Source organism: Ligilactobacillus sp., assembly GCF_036846325.1.
Classification (GTDB): Bacteria; Bacillota; Bacilli; order Lactobacillales; family Lactobacillaceae; genus Ligilactobacillus.
The window spans coordinates 4315-8464 of the sequence record NZ_DAIUCE010000075.1; the positions used below are offsets into that span (position 1 = coordinate 4315).

The window sequence follows — 4150 nt, forward strand, 5'->3', positions numbered from 1 at the left end:
ATGGAGCAGAAACTCCACCAGTTTTGGTGGGAATGAGGCAGAAACTCCACCAGTTTTGGTGGAAATGGAGCAGAAACCCCACCAAGTTTGGTGGACAAGGCTCTGAATTTTCCATCAGGACTGGAGGGATTGCCTTCAGTTCACGTACGGATCCGCAGGCTGCTCTGCTCCAGGCATTTCATTTCGCCTTGCAATTTTCTGAAAACACGTCATAATATTAATTGCATTTTATGAAAAGGAGGGGAGAAGAATGTTTTCCAACAAGCATCCCGGCACTTGCGGCTTAAAGCTCAGGCAACTCCTTGCTTAAGCCGCAGGTGATTGCTTGAGTGACATAAAGGAATAAACAGTCACAAAAGCAAAGGAGAAACAAATTGAATACTTTAGATCAGAACGCAAACAGAAAATACACGCCATGGCTGGTTTTGACGCTGCTTGACTTCGTCACCATCATCAGCTTCGAGAACATCTTCTATCCCTTCCAGAATCAGGGACTGTCGGTTGTCGTCTCATGGATCTTCATGCTGTTTGCATATGTCATTCCCTACGAACTGATTGTCAGCCAGCTCGGACTGACGTTTGACCAGCAGGCGGGCGGACTTGCCTCATGGATCAGGCGCGGAACGGGCAGCGACCTGTTCGGGTACGCAACTTCATGGATGTACTGGGTTCAGACGATACCATATCTGGTTGACGTCTCGAACTCGGTCATCGTGTCGTTCAGCTGGATCGTTCTCGGGAATGCGACGCTCGGGAAGCACATGTCAACGTTCACTTTCGGCCTTCTGACATTTGCAATCATCCTGGCGTTCATATTACTGGAAAACTTCTTCAGGGATTCGCTTGAAATACTGTCCCTGATCGGCGGTGGTGCAATGTTCATCATGTCAATGCTGTTCGTCTTCATGACGGGATGGGCAGTGACGCACGGAGCGCACATTGCGACACAGCCGTTCAACCTGGCGGCCTTCAAGCCGAACTTCTCCCTTCACTACTTTTCAACGACGGGTCTTCTGATCTTTGCGATGTCCGGTGCCGAACTGGCTGCTCCGTACATCAGCAGGATGAAGAACCCGAAAAGGGATTTTCCGCGCTCGATGTGGATGCTTGCCATCATGACGGGTGCCTTGACAATTCTCGGAACGCTTTCGCTTGCAGTCTTCTTCGATGCCAACAACATCCCGCATGACTTCAAGATGAACGGACCTTATTATGCCTTCAAGCTGCTCGGCGAACAGCTCGGAATCGGCAGCGCGCTGATGTACGTCTTCGCGGTCGTTCAGGCGTTCTTCATGCTTGCGCAGCTTGCCATCCTGATTGATGCCGCCAGCCGTGTATTTGCCGGTGACGTCAACCAGAAGTACATGCCAAGCTGGCTGACAAAGAAGAACAGGAACGGTCGTCCTGTGCACAGCTACACGCTGACTGCCGGGATTGCGCTCGTTCTGCTGCTTCTTTCCGGCACCCTGCCGAGCATCAACTCAATCTACAACTGGCTCTTGAACCTGAACGGAATCGTTTCGCCGTACAAGACATGCCTTGTGTTCGTGGCCTTTCTCGCCGTGCGCTGGCGTCAGGACGAGTTCAGCTCGGACTATGTCTTCATCAGAAACCGCAAAGGTGCGCTTGCCGTCGGCTTCTGGTGCTTCCTGTTCACGTTCGTCTGCGCGACGATGGGCTTTATTCCGCAAAATGCAGAGCCCGGAACCAGGCAGTTCACGCATGAACTCCTGATGAACTTCTTCTTCGTCTTCCTGATCTTCGGCATGGGCTTTGTCCTGCCACTTCTGCGCAAGCTCGAACTGAAGAGAGGTCAGGGTAAATGAAAGAATATCTGAAAATCGCAGCAACCGGGGAGACCCGTTCCCTGGTAAGGAAACCATGGGAAGCAGTGGCGCTTTCAGAAAACCTGAACGGTGCAGAACTTGCCTGCATTATTTTCATGAAGGGTGATGAAAAAGCGAAGAAAACGGCTGAAATGCTGCGAAAAAGATCCAGGCTTGAGATTCCAGTCGTGGAAGCCGACACGGACAGTCTGGAACGGGCCTCTGCATTTGCCGCAAGGAAGGCCTGTGAGTACGAGCGGGCAAATGTTCCCGGCTTTCTGCTTGACCTTGTGAACTTCGCTGACGAGAAGCGGACCACCTTTGCGACACCGGGGCATCACAACGGTCAGTTCTATTCGATTCATCCGGCCGGGGAGGTCTTTTCAAAATTCTTCGGTGAACACATGCTCTATGCCGACACGAGCGACACCGTGCCGGAGCTTGGCGACATGCTGACGCACGGCGGCACGCCGCTTGACGCTGAAAGACAGGCCGCGCGTGCCTTCAATGCCGACAAGGCCTACTTCTGCACGAACGGAACGACAAGCTCCAACACAATCTGTGCAAGTGCCTGCCTGACGCCCGGGGATCTGGTCCTGTTCGACAGAAACAACCACAAGTCGCTTTACAACAGTGCGCTGGTGATGACTGGGGCGCGTCCGGTCTATCTTGAGACTGACAGAAATCCCCTCGGTCTGATCGGACCGCTTGTTGCAGACGAACTGACCGAAGAAAAAATCAGGGAGAAAATCGCAAAGGTCGCACCGGAAAGGGCTCATGAGAAGCGGCCCTTCAGGCTGGCGGTGCTTCAGCTCGAGACGTATGACGGCGTCTTCTATGACGCGCGCTTTTTGCTTGACCGGATCGGCGGGCTGTGCGACTATATACTGTTTGACTGCGCCTGGGGCGGTTACGAACAGTTCATTCCCTCGATGAGAAAGCTGTCTCCCCTTCAGCTTGAACTGGGGCCTGACGATCCCGGCATTCTCGTGACCCAGTCAGTTCACAAGCAGCAGGCCGGTCTTGCGCAGACGTCGCAGATTCTGAAGAAGGATGTACACATCAGGGGACAGGAGCGCTACATTGACCACAAGCGCTTCAACAATGCCTACCTCAAGTATGTGACGACCAGCTACTCCTATCCTGTCTACGCTTCGCTGACGGTCAATGCGGCCATGGCAGAAGCGTTTGGCAACAGCGCATTCTGGCAGGACACCGTGGATGCGTGCTCTGCATTTTGCAGGAGGATGGAGGACAGCAGCCTCTTCACGACGGTCCGGGACGTTGAAAGCTTCAGGAGATGCAGTGCTGAAGAAGCCATTCAGAGCCCCGTCAAGATTGTCGTGAAGTGTCCGGGAATCAACATCGAATCCGGTGAATACGAAGAATGTGGCATCCCGGGGCCGGTTGTCGGAAAATACCTTATGGAACACGGCATCGTGCCGGAGAAATCAGACCTGTACTCGCTTCTGTTCCTGGTGACGCCGGGAAGACCCATAGAAGATCTTGACGTCCTGTACCGCACGCTGATGGAATTCGAGCGGCTCTACCTGGACGACGTTCCGGTCGAAACGGCGCTGCCGCGTCTGTACGGGATGAACCGGGAACGCTATGAGGGCGTGACGCTTCACGGCCTGTGCGACGAAATGCACTCATACTACAGCAGCCGGCAGACGTGGCATCTCCAGCGCGATCTGTTCATCAAGAAGACGTTTAACGACTATGAAATGCTTCCGTATGACGCTGACCTGGCCTTCATGAAAAACCAGGGCGAACTCGTCCCGCTCGATGACATCGTCGGCCGCATCGCACTTGAGGGTGCGCTTCCCTATCCGCCTGGAGTCTTCATCGTCGCTCCCGGCGAGCGCTGGCAGCAGCTTGATGTCGACTACTTCAGGCTTCTGATGGGTGCAATGGACGAGTTTCCGGGATTTGATCCCGAGATTCAGGGGATATATCTGGAAAAGGATGAAAACGGAAGGTATGTGGCGAAGGGATATGTGCTGAAGAAAAGGTGTGAAGACCAGCCGCTTAACAAGGCGGTAGATAAGGAGGCTCGCACGCCGGCAGGTCATCCTGCCAATTGAGAGCTTCTTAGGCGTAGGGGGCTGTGAGCTGGAACCTGATTAGAAAAGGTGTGGAAGCGAACGCCGCAACTGAATAATGATTTGAAATCCGTGCCAATGATTGGTGCGGATTTTTTGTTACAGGATCCGATTTCTGCCAAATGCAGTGCCTTGACTGAATTTTTCTGCTGTCCGGGCTGCGTATCAAGAAGGGATTACGGGAATGCAAGGTGTGAAGACCAGCCGCTTAACAAGGCG

3 protein-coding genes are annotated in these 4150 nt (G+C 53.4%); all 3 read left to right on the plus strand.

What is annotated here, in order from left to right:
* Nucleotides 1-215: hypothetical protein (locus tag V7Z60_RS07440; protein ID WP_334117206.1), on the plus strand; the 215-nt coding region annotated here is incomplete at its 5' end.
* Between the two features lie 159 nt (nt 216-374).
* Complete coding sequence (locus tag V7Z60_RS07445) at nt 375-1826, plus strand: APC family permease (RefSeq protein ID WP_334117207.1); 1452 nt, start codon at nt 375-377, stop codon at nt 1824-1826.
* Nucleotides 1823-3913 (plus strand): ornithine decarboxylase, encoded by a 2091-nt coding sequence (locus tag V7Z60_RS07450; RefSeq protein ID WP_334117208.1) that lies wholly within the window; start codon nt 1823-1825, stop codon nt 3911-3913. The genes V7Z60_RS07445 and V7Z60_RS07450 overlap by 4 nt, the downstream gene beginning before the upstream one ends.
* The last annotated feature ends 237 nt before the right edge of the window (nt 3914-4150 follow it).